Consider the following 16,786-nt stretch of genomic DNA (forward strand, 5'->3'; position numbering starts at 1 on the left):
CGCTGGACCACACCCGGGTGACGATCGCGGCGCAGGCGCTGGGCATCGCGCAGGGGGCGCTGGACTACGCGAAGGGGTACGTGAAGGAGCGCCGGCAGTTCGGCCGGCCGGTCGGTGACTTCCAGGGTGTGCAGTTCATGCTGGCGGACATGGCGATGAAGCTGGAGGCGGCGCGGCAGTTGACGTACGCGGCGGCGGCGAAGTCGCAGCGCGGTGACGGTGACCTGACGTTCTTCGGTGCGGCGGCCAAGTGCTACGCGTCGGACGCGGCGATGGAGATCACGGTGGACGCGGTGCAGTTGCTGGGTGGGTACGGGTACACGCGGGACTACCCGGTGGAGCGGATGATGCGGGACGCGAAGATCACCCAGATCTACGAGGGCACCAACCAGGTCCAGCGCATCGTGATGGCCCGCAACCTGCCCTGACGGACGGTCGGCAGCAGGGCGCGGGGCGTGGCCCCGCGCCCCTGGCGGCGTTCGGGGGCGAGTGGTTCCGATCACACGCCGGGCGGGCAAGGTGGCCGGAGTGCTGGTGAACTGCTCGACACGGGGCGGGAGTTGGCCGAAAAAAGCGGATGGTGGCGGCCAGGCCGGGCAGGATGCCGTGGCACGGGGTGTCGACCCGGCCTGGCGGGGGATCTAAGGTATGCCTTAGCTTACTGGGCGGCCGCCGGGAGACCCCTCCGGGTGGCCGCCGCATCGGTCAGACCCCGCGTCCCCTCGTCCCTGGAGTGAGCATGCCCGCCCGCCGTACGTCCGCCGCCGCGTTCCTCGTCCTCGCCGTGGCGGGTGCCGCGCTGGTGGGGTGCTCGAAGAAGGACGACGGCGGCAAGGCCTCGGCCGACGGCGCGTCCGGGCCGGTGCAGGTCACCGCGACGGACGACAAGTGCGACCTGTCGAAGACCTCCTTCCCGGCCGGGCACGTCGAGCTGGCGGTGTCGAACAAGGGCAGCAAGGTCACCGAGGTGTACGTCTACGGCGACGGCGACAAGATCGTCACCGAGCGGGAGAACATCGGCCCCGGCACCAAGGTCAGCATCAACGCCGAGATCAAGGCCGGCACCTACGAGGTCGCCTGCAAGCCCGGCATGACCGGTGACGGCATCCGGCAGAAGATCACCGTCACGGCCGGTGCCCCGGCCTCCGCGCAGGCGGACGACCGACTGACCCGGGCGGTCGCCGACTACCGCACGTACGCCCAGGAGCAGGCCGACGCGACCATCCCGGTGGTGGAGCAGTTCGCGGCCGCCGTCACCGCGGGCGACGTGGAGAAGGCCAAGTCGCTGTTCGCCGCCTCCCGGGTCGGCTGGGAGCGCACCGAGCCGGTCGCCGAGAGCTTCGGCGACATCGACCCGAAGACCGACACCCGCGAGGACGCCCTGGAGGAGGGCCAGGCCTGGACCGGTTGGCACCGGATCGAGAAGTCGCTGTGGGTGGACGGCAGGATCGGCGACGAGGAGAAGACCCTCGCCACCCAGCTGGTCGCCGACCTGAAGGACTGGCAGAAGCGCATCCCCAGCGCCGAGATCACCCCCACCGGCATGGCCAACGGCGCCAAGGAACTGCTGGACGAGGTCGCCAAGAACAAGATCACCGGCGAGGAGGACCGCTACAGCCACACCGACCTGTCGGACTTCGCCGCCAACGTCGAGGGCGCCCGCCAGGCCTACGAGCTGCTCAAGCCGGTCGCCTCCGAGCGCGAGCCCGAGCTGTCCAGGACCCTGGACGCCGAGTTCGAGAAGATCACCGGACTGCTCGCCAAGTACCGCGGCGCCGACGGCACCTACACCTCGTACGACAAGGTCACCGAGGACGAGCGCAAGGTCTTCTCGGACGCGGTGAACTCGCTGGGCGAGCCGCTGTCCAAGCTGGCCGCCGCCGTCGTCGCCAAGTAGCCGACGCCACCGGCCCGCGGGGCGGCCGGCCACGGTCAAGCCCAGGTCAAGGGGCCGGGCCGGGCGGGACGCCCAGGTAAGGGCAGCGTAAGCTAAGTCTCCGTCAAGGGTGCTGCCGCAGCCGCGGCAGCACCCGTACCAGGTTCCACGTCCGAGAGGGAAAGCCAGAGATGGACGCCGAGAACGAGCAGCAGGCGGCCCCCGCCGCGGGCGGCGGGCAGGCGCAGCGCGCCGGGCTCAGCCGACGGGCCGTCATAGGCTGGGCGGGGGCCGGCGTCGCGCTCGGCGCGGCCGCGGTGGGCACCGTGGCCGCCGCGACCATGTCGACCGAGGACGGCGGCGCCGCCGCGCCGCAGACCCCGGACGTCCCGTTCTACGGCGAGCACCAGTCGGGCATCTCCACCCCCGTCCAGGACCGGCTGCACTTCGCCGCCTTCGACGTGATCACCGACGACCGGGACGCCCTGGTCAAGATGCTCAAGGAGTGGACGAAGGCCGCCGCCTCGATGACCGGCGGCCGCGAGGTCGGCGGCGGCGCCGTCGGCGTCGTCCCCGAGTCGCCGCCGGACGACACCGGCGAGGCGCTCGGCCTGCCCGCCTCCCGGCTCACCCTCACCATCGGTTTCGGCCGCACCCTGTTCGACAAGGACGGCCAGGACCGGTTCGGGCTGAAGGCCAAGCTGCCCGAGGCGCTGGTCGAGCTGCCCAGGTTCAAGGGCGACCGGCTGGAGGCCGCCCGCAGCGGCGGCGACCTGTGCATCCAGGCCTGCGCCGACGACCCGCAGGTCGCCGTGCACGCCATCCGCAACCTGGCCCGGATCGGCATGGGCGTGGTCAACGTCCGCTGGTCGCAGCTCGGCTTCGGCAAGACCTCCTCCACCACGCCGGACAGCCAGACCCCGCGCAACCTGATGGGCTTCAAGGACGGCACCCACAACATCGCCGGGACCGACGCCGACGCCCTCGCCCAGCACGTGTGGGTCGCCCCCGGCGACGGCGCCGACTGGATGACCGGTGGCTCCTACCTGGTCGCCCGCCGGATCCGGATGACCATCGAGACCTGGGACCGCGCCTCGCTCAAGGACCAGGAGGACACCTTCGGCCGCACCAAGATCGAGGGCGCCCCCTACGGCAAGCAGAAGGAGCGCGACGCCCCCGACCTGTCGGCGATGCCCGCCGACTCGCACGTCCGCCTGGCGCACCCCGACAGCAACGGCGGGCTGATGATCCTGCGCCGCGGCTACTCCTTCACCGACGGCACCGACGGCCTCGGCCGCCTGGACGCCGGACTGTTCTTCCTGGCGTACCAGCGCGACACCCGCAAGGCGTTCGTCCCGCTGCAGACCAAGCTCGCGGCCAACGACAAGCTGAACGAGTACATCACCCACGTCGGATCCGCCCACTTCGCCTGCCCGCCCGGTGTCCGCAAGCCCGGCGAGTGGTGGGGCCAGACCCTCTTCGGCTGACCCCCGCCCGCACTCTTCTGAAGTCCCGAAGGAGGAGAACCGCCGTGTTCGCCAACTACCTGATCGGCCTGCGCGAGGGCCTCGAAGCCAGCCTGGTGGTCTGCATCCTGATCGCCTACCTGGTCAAGACCGGACGCAAGGACCGCCTCGGCCCGGTGTGGATCGGCGTCGGCAGCGCCGTCGCGCTGGCCATGGCGTTCGGCGCGGTGCTGCAGTTCGGCTCCAACCAGCTCTCCTTCGAGGCCCAGGAGGCCCTCGGCGGGAGCCTGTCGATCATCGCCGTCGGCCTGGTCACCTGGATGGTCTTCTGGATGCGCCGCACCGCGCGCCACCTGAAGAGCGAGCTCCAGGGCAAGCTGGACGCCGCGCTCGCCATGGGCACCGTCGCGCTGATCGTCACCTCCTTCCTCGCCGTCGGCCGCGAGGGGCTGGAGACCGCGCTGTTCATCTGGACCGCCGTCCAGTCCACCGGCGACGGCTGGAGCCCGCTGGCCGGGGCCACCCTCGGCCTGCTCACCTCCGTCGTGCTCGGCTGGCTGTTCTACCGCGGCGCGGTCAGGATCAACCTCGCCAAGTTCTTCACCTGGACCGGCGGCATGCTGGTCGTCGTCGCCGCGGGCGTCCTCGCCTACGGCGTGCACGACCTCCAGGAGGCCGACTGGCTGCCCGGCCTCTCGGCGCACGCCTTCAACATCTCCAGCACCATCCCCGCCGACAGCTGGTACGGGACGCTGCTGAAGGGCGTGTTCAACTTCCAGCCCGACCCGACGAAGGCCCAGGTCTGGGTCTGGGCGCTCTACCTGGTGCCCACGCTGTACTTCTTCTTCCGCAAGCCCGCGGGCTCCCCGCCCGAGCCCGCCCGGGCCGCCGCCCCCGGGGCCGGGGCCGCCTGACACCCGGCCGACGACGGACCGCCCGGCCACCGCGAACGCGCGGTGGCCGGGCGGTTCGCCGTTCCCGGCCCGGACGGCGGGAGGTCAGTGCGGCCAGTGCCGGAGGGCGTGGTCGGCGATGCGGCGCAGGTGGGGGGCGGGGAGACCCTCGGCGGCCTGGACGGCGAGGCCGTAGGCGAGGGTGCTGAGGTGGTCGGCGAGGAGGGCGGGGTCGGTGTCCGGGGGGAACTCCCCGGCCCGGGCGGCCTGTTCGAGGCGGGTGCGCAGGGCGGTGCGGTGGGCGGTGCGGCGGGCGGCACTCTCGGCGCGGACCGCCTCCGAGCCGGGGCCGGTGGCGAGGGCGCCGTGCACCAGGAGGCAGCCGGGGCCCTCCTCGCGGGTCACCACCGCGACGGTGCCGTGCAGCAGGTGCTCGGCGACGGCGCGGGCGGTGGGCCGGGCCAGGGCCTCCCGGGCGTGGCGGGCCGGGCCCTGCTGGTAGCGGTCCAGGCAGTGGCGGAACAGCGACTCCTTGTTGCCGTACGCCGCGTACAGGCTGGGGCGGTTGATGCCCATCGCGGCGGTGAGGTCGGAGAGCGCGGCGCCCTCGTAGCCGTGCCGCCAGAAGACCCGCACGGCGCGGTCGAGCGCCTCGTCGCGGTCGAACGCGCGCGGACGGCCCGTCATGTCGTCCTGCCCTCCGGGGGTTCGGGGTGGTGGCCGGTGATTCTGTACCGATCGATATGGTAGCGTCCCCGATGTGTACCGAGCGGTACAGATATCGGAGGGGGACCCGACATGACGCACCCGACCGCAACCGCCGTCTTCGCGCCCGACGCGCTGGCCGGCCGCACCGCCCTGGTCACCGGCGGCTCCCGCGGCATCGGCGCCGCCACCGCGCTCGCCCTGGCCGCGGCCGGGGCGGACGTCGCCCTCAGCCACAGCGGCTCCGGCCCGCGCGCCGAGGAGGTCGTGCGGCGGATCGAGGCGCTCGGACGGCGGGCCGCCGCCTACCGGGCCGACCAGGGGGACGGCGCCCAGGTCGAGGCACTGGTCGCCGCCGTCGCGGCGGACTTCGGGCGGCTCGACATCCTGGTCAACAACGCGGGCGTCATCGCCCCCGGCCCGATCACCGCCGAGGTGGACGTGCAGGCCCTGGCCCGGCAGCACGCGGTCAACGTGGGCGGGGTGAGCGCCGCGATCCGGGCCGCCGCGGGCCTGCTGCCGGACGGCGGACGCATCATCACCATCGGCTCCAACCTCGCCGCCCGTCCCGGCCGGCCCGGCCTCGCCGACTACGCCGCCACCAAGGCCGCGGTCGTCGCCTACAGCCGCGCCGCCGCCCAGGAACTCGCCGGACGCGGCATCACCGTCAACGTGGTGCAGCCCGGCTCCACCCACACCGAGATGAACCCGGAGGACGGCCCGAACGCCGACTTCCAGCGCGCCGCCAACGCACTCGGCCGCTACGGCCGCCCCGAGGAGGTCGCCGCCGCCGTGGTCTTCCTCGCCACGCCCGCCGCCGCGTTCGTCACCGGCAGCGTGCTCCCCGTCGACGGCGGCTACTTCGTCTGAGCGGACGTCCGGGGCGGGCGACCGGTCCCGGGCGGCCGGGCGCTACCCTCCGGGGGAGACGAGGAGGGGAGAGCGGCATTGGGCGTCCAGCACTGGCCCGAGGGCCGCGAGGCCGACCCGGAGGCGGCCCGCGAACGGTACCGCAACGACCTGCGGGAGGCCCTCGCCGAGGGCGGGAACGGGGAGGCGGAGCCGCTGCGGGTGGCGGACGGCCACCTCGGGCTGACCCTGACGGTGGCGCTCGCCGGGCTCTCCGGTCGGCTGGCCGGTCCGGCCTGCGGCGCGGTCGTCGCCGCGGCGGGCGCCCTGCTGTTCGTCGCGGCGCTCGCCGTCCAGTACGCGCGCGGCCACCGCGGGCGCGCGGCGCTGCGGCGGGCCTACGCGCGGGGCTTCGGCTGGTGGAAGTACGCCTCCTGACCGGCTCGGCGCGGGGGCGCGCGGAAGCCGGGGGAGGGCGGGCGATGAGTTCCGGGCGGCCGGGCGGTCAGTACGGGCATGGAGAACCTGGAGATCGTCCTGCAGCCCGGTGTCGACGAGGAGCGGGCGGGGGAGTTGCTGGCGTCGGTGGCGGGGCGGGAAGGGGCGGTGCGGGTGGTGCTGGTGGTGGGGGAGCCGGGGGCGGGGGAGCTGCGGCGGGTGGGGCGGTTGGCGCTGGTGGTGCGGCGGGCCGGAGGGCGGGTGGTGCTGCGCGGGGCGGGGGAGCGGTGGCGGGTGCTGCTGGAGCTGACCGGGCTGGCGGAGGCGCTGCCGGTGGAGTGAGGGTCAGCCGCGGGGGTCGGTGGTCAGGCGCATCGGGAGGTTCCAGAGCGGGAAGAGCCGGTCGACGTCCATGTGGTTGGTCATGGTGGCGATCCGGCCGTCGACGATCTCCAGGGTGGTGATGCCCCAGGGCGTCCAGCCGTTGCCGTCCTCGGCCGGGCGGTACTGGGCGAAGGCCGGGCTGCCGTTGGCCTCGACCGGGAGCAGGCGGGAGCCCGCGCAGCCGCAGCCCGCGCCCCGCCACCACTCGCCGAGCTCGACCACGCCCTGCACCCACATCTGGAACGGCGGCATGTTCAGCACCGCGTCCTCGTGCAGGAGGCGCTGGAGGCCCTCGATGTCGAAGGACTCGAAGGCCCGGACGTAGCGGGCGAGCAGGGCGCGCTGGGTCTCGTCCAGCGGGTCGAGGACGTCCCCCGCGGGGCCCTGGGCGGACATGGTGGCCCGGGCGCGCTGCAGGGCGCTGTTCACCGAGGCGACCGAGGTCTCCAGCAGCTCCGCGGTCTCCGCGGCCGACCAGGCCAGCACCTCCCGCAGGATCAGCACGGCCCGCTGCCGGGCGGGCAGCTTCTGCAGGGCCGAGACGAACGCCAGCCGGATCGACTCCCGGCCCACCGCGACCTCCGCCGGGTCGCCGGAGAGCACGCGCTCGTCCGGCACCGGGCCGACCCAGACGTTCTCCTGCAGCTGGGCGAGGTCCGGCGCGTTCGCCGGGCAGGGGGAGGTGAGGTCCATCGGACGGGCCCGGCGCTGGGCGGCCGGGGCCATGTCCAGGCAGACGTTGGTGGCGATCCGGTACAGCCACGTCCGCAGGGCGGAGCGGCCCTGGAAGCCGTCGAACTTCGACCAGGCGCGCAGCAGCGTCTCCTGCACCGCGTCCTCCGCCTCGAAGGCGGAACCCAGCATCCGGTAGCAGTACGCCGTCAACTCCCGGCGGAACGGCTCCAGCTGCTCCGCCACCCCGTCACGATCCATGATCATTGCCACGGGGACCACCCTAGTACGCCGGTCCGACAACCGGTCGGTTCAGTGGGGGAGTCGTCGGGGCGCAGGGCGATGTGGTCGGCGGCGAGGTCGGCGGCGACGCGGTGCTGCATGCCGAGGGCGGTGAGGAAGGCGGCGGGGAGCTGGATGCGGCCGGTGCGGTCGAGCATGACGTACTCGCGTTCGTGGACGGTCTCGGTGCCGTGCTCGTCGATCTCGGTGCGGCGGAGGACCTCGGTGCTGGTGCGGCCGTCGCGGATGGCGACGGTGCGGCGGACTTCGGCGGCGACCATGGGGTCGTGGGTGACGATGACGACGGTGGTGCCGAGTTCGCGGTTGACGGTGCGGAAGGCGTCGAAGATGCCGGCGGCGGTCTCGGTGTCGAGTTCGCCGGTGGGCTCGTCCGCGAGCAGGACGGTGGGGTCGTTGGCGAGGGCGACGGCGATGGCGGCGCGTTGCTGCTGGCCGCCGGAGAGCTGGGCGGGGCGGCGGTGGGCGAGGTCGGCGATGCCGAGGGCTTCGAGGAGGTCGGTGACGCGGGCCCGTTGGCGTTTGGCGGTGCGGTGGTTGGTGCGCAGCTGCATGGGCAGGGCGGTGTTCTGGGCGGTGGTGAGGAAGGGCAGCAGGTTGCGGGCGGTCTGCTGCCAGACGAAGCCGACCGTTTCGCGGCGGTAGTGCAGGCGTTGCTTGGGGGTCATGGTCAGCAGGTCGCGGCCGTCGACGGTGGCGTGGCCGGCGGTGGGGGAGTCGAGGCCGGCGAGGATGTTGAGGAGGGTGGACTTGCCGCTGCCGGAAGCGCCGACCAGGGCGACGAGGTCGCCGCGGTCCACGGTCAGGTCCAGGCCCTGCAGGGCCTGGACCTCGACCTTGTCGGCGGTGAAGATCTTCACCAGCCGTTCGCAGTTGATCGCCAGGTCGGTGCGGGGCGTCCGGGGCGCGGCCGCGGCCAGCGCCCTGGCCCGCAACTCGTCCAGGCTCGGGGGCGGAGTGCTCATCGGGTCGTCCCTTCCTACGGACGGGGTGGAGGTCATTCGGTGTCGCCCGCGCGCAACTCGGTGGCGATCTGCCGACGGGCGGTGACGGCGGCCTCGACCAGCACCGCCAGGGATGCCAACAGGGCCAGCGCCAGCGCCTGTCGGGCGATCGGACCGGCCAGCAGCCGCAGCCCGGTCGGAACGCCCGACCCGACCAGCGGCGACAGGTCCACCGCCGGGCCGAGCAGGCGCACGCAGCACACCGCGGTCAACGCCCCGCCGAGGGCCGCGACCAGCGCCTGCGGCAGCACCTCGGCCAGCACCAGGGCCAGCCCCTGCCGCGGACGCAGCCCCATCGTGCGCAGCCGGGCCAGCACCGCCGCCCGCTCCGGCCCCGCCCGCAGCAGCGTCAGCAGCACCGACAGCAGCGCGAACAGCGCCGTCGCGCCGACCGACACCCAGAACAGCCGCACCGCCGAAGCCTGCAGCGGGTCGCTGCCCAGCGCCGCGGCCTCCCCGGCCGCCGTCCGCACCAGGTGCCCCGGCCGGGTGCCGGAGGCGGGCTGGCCGAGGAACCGCTCGGCCAGCGCCCGCAGTTGCGCGTCGTCCGGGTGCCCGGCCGCCAGCCACTTGTCCGGGCCGCCGAAGCGCGGCAGCAGGTCGGCGGCGGCGACCGAGGACATCACCACGGTGGGGCCGTTCGACCCGCTCACCGCGGGCGTCCCGTCGGCCACCCCCACGGAGCGGACCTCGACCGCGTCACCGCCCGCCAGCCGCAGGCTGAACCCGCCCGACGGCAGGTCGCTGCTGACCAGCACCGGCAGCGGGCCGCCGTCCGGCCCGCCCGCCAGCAGCGCCGGATCGAACCGGCCCCGACCCGCCACCCCGGCCAGCCGCGCGTACCGGACCGGATCGGCCGCCACCACGTTCACCCGCACCGAGGCACCGCTGCCCACCGACATCGTGACGTCGTCCTCGATCCACACCGGCAGCGAGGTCTCCACCCCCGGCAGCCGGTCCGCGGCCGCCAGGAAGCCCTCCGGCAGCGCCCGCTCCAGCCCCGCGCTCACCGACGCGTCCCCGCCCAGGGCGTACCGGGCCACCCGCGTCCGGTCCGCGGCCACCGAACCCAGCACGTCCGCGCCCACCGCACCGCACGCCACCGCCAGCACCAGCGCCAGCAGCGGCAGCACCGACGGACGCGCCCGCCCCCGGCCACCGCCCCGGGCCGCCCGGGCCAGGCCCAGGAAACCCACCGCGCCCGGCCGCCGACCCGCCCGGCGGGCCGACCAGCCGATCAGCACCGGCTGCAACCGGGCCAGCAGCAGCGCACCCGTCAACGACAGCAGCAACGGCGCCGCCACCAGCAGCGGATCCACCCCCGCACCCGCCGGGGCCACCCCGCGCCGCGCCACCTGCGCCACCGCCGCCGCGGTCACCACCAGCACCGCCGCCTCCGCCACCAGCCGCCGCCGCCCCGGTCGGGCCCCGCCCGACGGGCCGCGCAGCACCAGCACCACCCGCACCGGGAAGGCCAGCAGCGCCAGCAGCGCCACCGACCCCGCCGCCACCGCGGCGGGCACCCAGCGCGGCGTCGGCAGCAGCACGAACGCCAGCCCCGCGCCCAGCGCCGCCGCGGGCAGCACCGTGCACGCCCCCTCGCCCAGCAGCCGCCGGAACACCCCGCCCAGCCCCGCGCCCCGGGCCCGCAGCAGCCGCAGCTCCGCCGCCCGCCGCTCCGCCCCCAGCGCCGCCGCCAACCCCAGCACCACCACGGCCACGCCCGCCGCCCCCGCCGGACCGACCGCCGTCAACGAGTCGATCGCGGCCTGCCGCTCCCGCGCGGTGTCGATCGCCCCGCGCAGCGCCGAGCCGATCCGCACGTTCGAGCGCCCGCTGCCGGTGGTCACCCTGACCGCGACCGGTCCCGAGGTGACCGTCGCCAGCGCGAAGGACGTCTGCGCCAGTCGGTCCGCCCGCAGCGCCTCCACCCGCACCGGCAGCCGCCAGAAGTCCTCGGCCCCGCTGCCCCAGCGGCTCAGCCGGGGCACCTCCTCCGGGCCGGTCAGCGCGACCGCGTACCAGTACGCCATCGGCGGGTCGCCCGGGCCGTGCGAGGGCGTCAGGTTCCGGCACGCCTTCAGCGCGCAGCCCGCCTCGGCCCAGAACGGGTCGGCCGGGTCGTCGACCGCGTACAGGCCCACCACCCGCACCCGGGCCGGACCGAACGGGACGTTCGGGAACAGCACCGAGGCGCCGCCGTCGAACACCGCGCCCGGTGCGACCTTGAGCGTGGCGGCGGCGGCCTCCGACAGCGCCACCGGCACCGGCTCCCCGGCCGCCGCCCCGCCCGGCCACTGACCGGCCGTCAACCGCACGTGTTCGCGCGCCCCGTGCTGGTACAGCAGCGCCAGCTCCGGCGCGACGCCCTCCGGGCGGTCCAGTGCCGGATCGGGCAGCGAACGCGGCTGGGTGGCCCGCCGCCCGTACACCGGACCGGTCGGCTCCAGCGGCAGCCGCGGGCCGATCGCCTCCGTCAGCTGAGCCGCCGTGGTGTCCAGGAGCTGCGCCGGATCGCCGCCGGACGGCGGGCCGGAGGTCACCACCACGCTGGTGGAGACCGGGCCGTAGCCGCGCAGGAAGCCGTGCAGCGCGCCGTCCGCCCCCCGGTCCAGCGCCCGGGGCAGCGCGGCGGCCAGGAAGACCAGGGCCAGCACCAGGACGGCGGTCAGCAGGGCGGCCAGCGGTGCGGTGCGCAGCCGGGTGCGGACCCAGGGGGCGGGGGCGGTCATCGCTCCTCCAGGGGCGGCAGCGGACTGGCGACGGGCAGCGGACGGGCAGCGGGCAGCGGGCGGGCGGGCAGCGGCGGGGCCGGGATCACGTGCCCTCCGCGGAGCGCAGGCGGGCCGCCGGGGCGGTGCGGCGGCGGGGGCCGCCGAACAGGAAGGCGGACAGCAGCGGCAGCGCCGCCGACGCGGCGGCCAGCGCCAGCACCTGGCCCGGCGGCAGCCCGACCAGCACCCCCGGCACCGGCGGGCGGGCCGCCGGGGTGAGCACCACCAGCGGGACCACCAGGTGCACCAGGGCGGTGCCCAGCAGCAGGCCGACGCCGGTGCCCAGACCGACCAGCACCACCTGCTCGGCGGCGGCGCTCCGGTTCAGCAGCCGCCGGGGCGCGCCGAGCGCCAGCAGCACCGCCGCCTCACCGGCCCGCTCCGCCGCGCCCGCGGTGGCCGCCGCGGTGAAGCCGATCGCGGCCAGCACCGCCGCGGCCACCGCCAGCGCGGCCAGCGCCCCCTGCGGGGCGGCGCTCAGCGGGTCGCCGAGCCGGGCGGCGGCGTCCTCCCCGAGCAGGTCCAGCCGCTGCGCGGTGGGGCCCGCCCGCAGCGCCGCCGCGGCGGCGGCCGGGACGCCGTCACCGGGCCCGGTCGCGGGCAGCCACCACTCGGAGACGGGCGGGGCGTCCAGGCCGCGCTCGGCCAGCCACCGGTCGGTGCGGGCGAGGTCCAGCAGCAGGCCGGTGCTGCCGTACACCGGCAGCGCCTCGACCCGGCCGGTGATCCGCACCGGCAGGCTGGTGCTGCCGACCTGCACCTTCACCAGGTCGCCGACCGAGGCGCCGACGGCCGTCAGGTACGCGCCGGTGGCCACGCCCGGGACCTCCGCGCCGGGCGGGGCACCACCCGGCGCCAGCGCCACCGCTCGCGCCCCCTCGTGCTCCTCCTCGCCCGGCCGGTAGTGCACGGTCACCAGCCCGTCCGGAGCGCTCTCCACCTGCACCGGGACACCGGGCTCGACCTGCCCGCGCCAGGCGCCCGCGGGCGCCGCGACCGGCACCGCGGGCCTGTCCGGGCTCTCGGCGACGGCCACCCCGCGGACCGTCAGGTCACCGGCGCTCTCCGACCAGTTGGACGGGTACACCAGCCCGAAGCCGGTCAGGGTCAGCGGCGCGGCGGCCGAGCCCAGCGGCGCGGCCGTGAACGCGTCCAGGCGCACCGGGACGGTCAGCTCCCCCCGGGCCGGCAACTGCGGCACCAGGACCCGGTGGGCCGCCCCGAAGCCGTCGCGCAACTGCAGCCACAGGTCGGGCCCCTGCAGCGGCGCCGGGTCCGGGACGGGGCGGTCGGCGGTGTGCACCGACAGGGTCAGGTCGATCCGGGCCGGGTGCCCGGGCAGCGGCAGGCCCGGCGGCTGCGGCGCGGCCAGCGGACCGAGCAGCTCCCCGACCGGACGGCCGTCGAACAGGTCGGGCCGCACGTGCAGCCCGGTGGCCGCCCGGGCGGTGTCGGTCAGCAGCACCCGGCCCTGCCGCCCGCCCGGCAGCGACTGGTCGACCCGCGCCACCGGCAGCAGCCGCTCCCCGCCCGGCAGCGCCGCGTACCGGCCGCCCTGGCCCAGCGCGGGCAGCGCCGAACCGGTGATCCGCAGGCCGCCCGCGGTGGCGAAGTCCGCCTGGTCGCGCTGCGAGTCGCGCCACGCCGCGTGCTGGCCGATCGCCAGCACCCCGGTCGCCACCGCCAGCACCAGCAGCAGCACCGGCCCGTTCGCCCGCCCCGGGCGGCGGGCCAGCTGCCAGCCGCCCAGCGCCACCCCGAGCCCGCGCCCCCGCGCCGCCAGCCGGGCCCCGAGCCGGGCCGCGAACGGCAGCAGCCGCAGCACCAGCAGGGTGCCCGCGCACAGCGCCAGGGTCGGCGCCGCGACCAGCACCGGGTCGATGCCCAGCGTCCCGTCCGCGGCCGTCGACAGGCCGCCGGTGCGGGCGTCCAACTGCCGGTAGGCGATCACCGCCAGCACCAGCAGCGTCAGGTCCGCGCCGGAACGGGCCACCGCGCCGACCACCGCCTGACGGCGCGACACCACCCGCGCCCGGTCGCGCCGCCCCACCGCGGGCAGCACCGCCAGCAGCACGCAGGCCAGTGCGCACAGCGCCGCCGCGGGCCAGCGCACCGCGGTGTCGGCGGGCGCCAGCGGCAGCCCCGCCAGCGGGCCGCGCCCGGTCAGCAGCCGCAGCAGCGGGCTGGTCAGCAGCGGCGCCAGCAGCGCGGCGGGCAGCGCCAGCAGCAGCGCCTCGACGGCCGCCCAGGCCGCCAGTCGGCCCCGGGTCGCGCCCCGGGCGGCCAGCAGCGCGTCCTCCCGGGCCTGCCGCCCCGCGACCAGGCGCACCACCAGCAGCAGCGCCGCGCCCGCCAGCACCGCCAGCTGCAGCGCGCCGATCAGCAGGTTCGACTCCGCCACCAGCCTGGCCGACCGCAACTCGGCCAGCAGCGCCGGGAGTTCGGTCTGCGACTGGAAGCCCGGGGCGTCCCGCCCGAGCAGCTCCGGCAGCCGGGCGGCCCGCTCCTCGACCCGCTCGACGCGGGCCCGGTCGGCGCCCGCGAAGTCCGCGGTCAGCAGCGTGCCACGGCTGCCCTGCGGCAGCAGGCCGGAGCCGAAGGCGCCGTCGTCCACCAGCATCGGCCCGTAGGTGGTGAAGCCCTGGACCTGGACCTCCCGGCCGCCCAGCGGGTCCAGCCGCCAGTAGGGCGCGTCCCGGTCCAGCGCCCGGTAGACGCCGGTGACCCGGACGGTCAGCGGCGCCCCGCCGTACCGGTCGGAGAGCACCAGCTGCGCGGGCAGCGCGCCCGGCTCCAGGCCGAGCCGGGACAGCGCACTGCCCGGCACCGCGACCTGCACCGCCCCGTCGGCGCCCGGGGCGGCGGGCCACTGCCCGGCCGTCAGGCGCACCCGGTCGCGGTCCAGCGCCGCCAGCACCGTCAGGTCCACCTCGCGGGCCGGGGCGGCGGAGGGCGCGGGCGCGGCGGGCAGGCCGTAGGCACGGCTGCGGGCGAGGGACTGCACCGTCACCGGCAGCCCGTCGAACAGGTCGGCGCCGAACGCGGCCGCGCCCGCGTCGTCCGCGGCCCGCCCGGCCAGCCCGTGGTCGGCGCTCAGCAGCACCGCGGCCCGGCCGCCCGACAGGTCCCGGCGGACGCCCGCCCCGGTCACCGCCCGGTCGAAGGCGAGCAGGGCGGTCAGCACGGTCGTCGCGGTCAGCACCGTGAACAGCACCGCCGCCGCCAGCGGCAGCCGCCCGCGCAGCCGGAGCAGCACGAAGCCCAGCATCTGTACCCGTCCCCCCTGTTCCGGCCCCGGTGCACCGGATAGCGGACGACTCTGTCAGAACCCGACCGGAATCGGAAGGGCCTGCGCACGAACCCCGCCCGCTCCGACCGCCGCGCCGGTGCGGCAGGATGGGCCCGTGGACCTCGACGCGCACCGGGCCGAACTGACCGCCCACTGCTACCGGATGACCGGCTCCTTCCACGACGCCGAGGACCTCGTCCAGGAGACCCTGCTGCGCGCCTGGAACGCCCGCGACCGCTACGACCCGGCCCGCGCCTCGGTCCGCACCTGGCTCTACCGGATCGCCACCAACGCCTGCCTCACCGCCCTGGAGGGCCGCGCCCGCCGCCCGCTGCCCGCCGGGCTCGGCGCCCCCGACCGGGACCCGCTCGCCCCGCTCACCCCCGCCGTGGACGTGCCCTGGCTGGAGCCCTTCCCCGACGCCCGGCTCGACGCCGCCGCCCGGACCGACCTGCGCCTGGCCTGGGTCGCCGCCGTGCAACTGCTGCCCGCCCGGCAGCGGGCCGTCCTGGTGCTGCGCGAGGTGCTGGCGTTCAGCGCCGCCGAGGTCGCCGAACAGCTCGGCACCACCGTCGCCGCCGTCAACAGCGCCCTGCAGCGCGCCCGGAGCGCCCTCAAGGAAGCCGAGACCGACCGGCTCCGGGAGCCGGACGGGCCCGCGGAGAAGGCCGTGCTGGAGCGCTACCTCGCCGCCTTCGAGGCCGCCGACGTCCCCGCCCTGGTCGGCCTGCTCGCCCACGACGCCGTCCTGGAGATGCCGCCGCTCGCCCTCTGGTACCGCGGACCGCAGCACTACGGGCAGTTCATGGACCGGGTCTACGCCATGCGCGGCACCGGCTGGCTGACCCGCCCCGTCGGCGCCAACGGCCAGAGCGCCTTCGCCGCCTACGCCCCCGCCCCGGACGGCCGCGGGCACCTGCTGCACAGCGTCCAACTGCTGGACGTCGCCGCCGGATCGGTCACCCGCACCACCGTCTACACCGACCCCGGCGTACTCGACGCCTTCGCCCTGCCCGGACGCCTGTAGCGGCGGCCCGGACAGGGCGAAGGGGAGAGGGGAAGGGGCGGGCTCAGGCGGACCGGCGCACCACCAGCTCGGTCGGCAGGATCACCGTCGGAGCCTCCTCCCCGGCGATCCGGTCCAGCAGCAGCCGGACCATCTCGGCGGAGATCCGGTCCCACGGCTGCCTTATCGTGGTCAGCGGCGGGCGGGTGGTCAGCGCCACCGGCGAGTCGTCGAAACCACCGACCGCGACGTCCTCCGGGACGCTGCGCCCGGCGTGCTCCAGGGCGGACAGCGCGCCGTCCGCCATCAGGTCGGAGGCCACGAACACGGCGTCCAACTCCGGCTCGCTGTCCAGGAGTTCACGCATCGCGGTCTCGCCGCCGACCCGGCTGTAGTCGCCGTACGCGATCAGCCGCTCGTTGGCCGGGAGGCCGTACTCGGCCAGTATCTCGCGGTAGCCGGACAGCCGTTCCACGCCGCCCGGGGTGTCCTGCGGGCCCGCGATGGTGGCGATCCGGGTGCGGCCCGACTCCAGCAGGTGGCGCACCAGGTCCTTGGCGCCCTCGCGGTCGTCCGCCGCCACGTACGGCACCCGGCCGCGCTGGCCCAGCGGGCGGCCGCAGCACACCATCGGGATGTCCGCCTCGCGCAGGTGCTCGATCATCGGGTTGCCCCGGTGGGAGGAGACCAGCAGCACGCCGTCCACGTGGCCCGCCGCCAGGTAGCGGGTGACCCGGCGGCGCTCCGCGTCGTCGCCCGCCGTCATCAGCAGCAGCGGGATGTCGTGCTCGGCCAGCGCCGCCGTGCAACCGCGCAGCAGGGTGGTGAAGTTCGGGTCCTCGAAGAACCGCTCCTGCGGCTCGGTCAGCAGGAACGCCACCGAACCCGAGCGCTGGGTCACCAGGCTGCGGGCCGCCCGGTTCACCACGTACCCGAGCTTGGCGATCGCGGCCTCCACCGCCTGCTGCGAGGCCGGGCTGACGTTGTGCCCGCCCTGCAGCACCCGGGACACCGTGCCCCGCGAGACGCCCGCCACCGCGGCCACGTCGTGGATCGTCGGCGGGCGCTTGGGCCGTCCGGCCGCCCGGCCGCGGGGAGTTGGTTCCGTCATCGGATGCAGGTCCTTGCAG

14 protein-coding genes are annotated in these 16,786 nt (G+C 76.1%); 8 read left to right on the forward strand and 6 right to left on the reverse strand.

The window, feature by feature from the left end:
• The 4 genes from QSK52_RS31155 to efeU form a co-directional block, all read left to right on the forward strand.
• On the forward strand, positions 1 to 428 hold a 428-nt coding region (locus QSK52_RS31155), incomplete at its 5' end, for an acyl-CoA dehydrogenase family protein (RefSeq protein ID WP_285739569.1).
• 311 nt (positions 429 to 739) lie between these two features.
• Positions 740 to 1,897 carry an iron uptake system protein EfeO gene (gene efeO, locus QSK52_RS31160; protein ID WP_285739570.1) on the forward strand — a complete coding sequence of 386 codons (1,158 nt, stop codon included), beginning with the start codon at positions 740 to 742 and terminating at the stop codon, positions 1,895 to 1,897.
• A 170-nt stretch (positions 1,898 to 2,067) separates the two neighbouring features.
• Complete coding sequence (gene efeB / locus QSK52_RS31165; RefSeq protein ID WP_285739571.1) at positions 2,068 to 3,363, forward strand: iron uptake transporter deferrochelatase/peroxidase subunit; 1,296 nt, start codon at positions 2,068 to 2,070, stop codon at positions 3,361 to 3,363.
• A gap of 44 nt (positions 3,364 to 3,407) precedes the next feature.
• Positions 3,408 to 4,256, forward strand: coding sequence for an iron uptake transporter permease EfeU (gene efeU, locus QSK52_RS31170; protein ID WP_285739572.1), 849 nt, complete (start codon positions 3,408 to 3,410; stop codon positions 4,254 to 4,256).
• Positions 4,257 to 4,340: 84 nt separating this feature from the next.
• On the opposite strand, the gene QSK52_RS31175 is transcribed toward efeU, so the two are convergent.
• The gene (locus tag QSK52_RS31175; RefSeq protein WP_285739573.1) at positions 4,341 to 4,922 is read right to left on the reverse strand and encodes a TetR/AcrR family transcriptional regulator; all 582 of its coding nucleotides are present in this window, start codon (positions 4,920 to 4,922) and stop codon (positions 4,341 to 4,343) included.
• Between the two features lie 111 nt (positions 4,923 to 5,033).
• Here QSK52_RS31175 and QSK52_RS31180 point away from each other — a divergent pair, with 111 nt between their 5' ends.
• The 3 genes from QSK52_RS31180 to QSK52_RS31190 all read left to right on the forward strand — a co-directional run bounded on the left by QSK52_RS31180 (position 5,034) and on the right by QSK52_RS31190 (position 6,569).
• Positions 5,034 to 5,810 (forward strand): SDR family NAD(P)-dependent oxidoreductase, encoded by a 777-nt coding sequence (locus QSK52_RS31180; RefSeq protein ID WP_285739574.1) that lies wholly within the window; start codon positions 5,034 to 5,036, stop codon positions 5,808 to 5,810.
• 78 nt (positions 5,811 to 5,888) lie between these two features.
• A complete protein-coding gene (locus QSK52_RS31185) occupies positions 5,889 to 6,227 on the forward strand; it encodes a hypothetical protein (protein ID WP_285739575.1) in 339 nt (112 codons plus the stop codon).
• A 78-nt stretch (positions 6,228 to 6,305) separates the two neighbouring features.
• Positions 6,306 to 6,569 carry a hypothetical protein gene (locus tag QSK52_RS31190; protein WP_285739576.1) on the forward strand — a complete coding sequence of 88 codons (264 nt, stop codon included), beginning with the start codon at positions 6,306 to 6,308 and terminating at the stop codon, positions 6,567 to 6,569.
• Between the two features lie 3 nt (positions 6,570 to 6,572).
• On the opposite strand, the gene QSK52_RS31195 is transcribed toward QSK52_RS31190, so the two are convergent.
• The 4 genes from QSK52_RS31195 to QSK52_RS31210 form a co-directional block, all read right to left on the reverse strand.
• Positions 6,573 to 7,550 carry a sigma-70 family RNA polymerase sigma factor gene (locus tag QSK52_RS31195; protein ID WP_285739657.1) on the reverse strand — a complete coding sequence of 326 codons (978 nt, stop codon included), beginning with the start codon at positions 7,548 to 7,550 and terminating at the stop codon, positions 6,573 to 6,575.
• The gene (locus QSK52_RS31200) at positions 7,547 to 8,548 is read right to left on the reverse strand and encodes an ABC transporter ATP-binding protein (protein ID WP_285739577.1); all 1,002 of its coding nucleotides are present in this window, start codon (positions 8,546 to 8,548) and stop codon (positions 7,547 to 7,549) included. The genes QSK52_RS31195 and QSK52_RS31200 overlap by 4 nt, the downstream gene beginning before the upstream one ends.
• 32 nt (positions 8,549 to 8,580) lie before the next feature.
• Positions 8,581 to 11,319, reverse strand: a complete 2,739-nt coding sequence (locus tag QSK52_RS31205) for a hypothetical protein (protein ID WP_285739578.1) — start codon at positions 11,317 to 11,319, stop codon at positions 8,581 to 8,583.
• 85 nt (positions 11,320 to 11,404) lie between these two features.
• Positions 11,405 to 14,629, reverse strand: a complete 3,225-nt coding sequence (locus tag QSK52_RS31210) for an FtsX-like permease family protein (protein WP_285739579.1) — start codon at positions 14,627 to 14,629, stop codon at positions 11,405 to 11,407.
• A gap of 118 nt (positions 14,630 to 14,747) precedes the next feature.
• Between QSK52_RS31210 and QSK52_RS31215 the strand changes: the two genes are divergently transcribed.
• The gene (locus QSK52_RS31215; protein ID WP_285739580.1) at positions 14,748 to 15,677 is read left to right on the forward strand and encodes a sigma-70 family RNA polymerase sigma factor; all 930 of its coding nucleotides are present in this window, start codon (positions 14,748 to 14,750) and stop codon (positions 15,675 to 15,677) included.
• 43 nt (positions 15,678 to 15,720) lie between these two features.
• Here QSK52_RS31215 and QSK52_RS31220 read toward each other — a convergent pair whose 3' ends face one another.
• Positions 15,721 to 16,767, reverse strand: coding sequence for a LacI family DNA-binding transcriptional regulator (locus tag QSK52_RS31220; RefSeq protein ID WP_285739581.1), 1,047 nt, complete (start codon positions 16,765 to 16,767; stop codon positions 15,721 to 15,723).
• Positions 16,768 to 16,786 lie beyond the last annotated feature (19 nt).

The sequence above is a fragment of the Kitasatospora phosalacinea genome (genome assembly GCF_030268885.1).
Lineage (GTDB): Bacteria > Actinomycetota > Actinomycetes > Streptomycetales > Streptomycetaceae > Kitasatospora > Kitasatospora phosalacinea_C.